The sequence below is a fragment of the Paenibacillus sp. oral taxon 786 str. D14 genome (assembly GCF_000159955.1).
In the GTDB taxonomy this organism is placed as follows: domain Bacteria; phylum Bacillota; class Bacilli; order Paenibacillales; family Paenibacillaceae; genus Fontibacillus; species Fontibacillus phoenicis.
On record NZ_GG696032.1, the window covers coordinates 1 to 1,084 of the forward strand.

Sequence of the window (1,084 nt, forward strand, 5' to 3'; positions counted from 1 at the left end):
TTGGATCGGCTACACTTAGTTGGACAATAAAAATAAGGGCTTGTAGAATAGACCTATCATGTTAAGGAGCGGATCTCAACAATGCCTAAACAACCACGACGCACGTTTACAACCGAGTTCAAAAAGCAAATGGTGCAGCTCTATGAAAACGGGAAATCCCGCGCAGCGATTGTGGAGGAATATGACCTCACTGCGTCTGCTTTAGACCGCTGGATCAAGCAAGCCCAGACCACAGGCTCCTTCAAGGAGAAGGACAATCGCTCTTTCGAAGAAAATGAACTCATCACTTTACGTAAAGAGATTCAACGACTTAAGATGGAGAACGATATTTTAAAGCAAGCCGCGCTGATCATGGGACGAAAGTAGCTATCATCCAGAACAACCGTGATAAATACTCGGTATCAGCAATGTGCGACGTCCTACAAATTGCAAAGAGTACGTTCTACTATGAAGCAAAGGAACGAGCGAAGGAAGATGAACTAACAGAAACGATTGTGGAGATCTTCCACAAGAACCGCAAAGCCTACGGCACGCGCAAGATTAAAGCCAAGCTAAAGGAACAAGGAATAGTTGTATCTAGACGTCGCATTGGCCGCATTATGAAGGAGCAGGGGTTGGTCTCCACCTACACGATCGCTCAGTATAAGCCCCACAAAGCGGCCTCCAATGAAGCAAAGACGGCAAATGTGCTGGCTCGTGAGTTTGAGCAGACAGAAGCAAAGCGCTTCGTCGTTAGCGATCTAACGTATGTAAAGGTTCAAAACAAGTGGCATTACATTTGTGTGCTGATCGACTTGTTCAATCGAGAAATCATCGGGCATAGTGCGGGCCCAAACAAGGATGCGGCTCTGATTTCCCGTGCCTTCTCTACCGTACAAGGTGATCTGCGTCAAATCCAGTGGTTTCATACGGACCGCGGTAGTGAGTTTAAAAACGAAAAGATGGACGAGCTATTGGAGACCTTTAAAATCGGTCGATCTCTCAGCATGAAAGGCTGTCCCTATGACAATGCCGTGGCTGAAGCTACCTATAAAATTATGAAAACGGAGTTCATTAACCAGATGAGCTTCCACAGCCTTCTTCA

Annotated in this window: 1 protein-coding gene; it reads left to right on the plus strand. The window is 46.1% G+C overall.

The features are described 5' to 3' along the window. Positions 1-81: 81 nt before the first annotated feature. Positions 82-1,084, plus strand: a protein-coding gene (locus POTG_RS22545) for an IS3 family transposase (protein WP_232282380.1) whose coding sequence is annotated in 2 segments (ribosomal slippage) — positions 82-331 and positions 331-1,084 — 1,004 coding nt annotated over the 2 segments. Because the reading frame shifts where the segments join, the coding sequence is not laid out codon by codon here. This gene is flagged as partial in the annotation.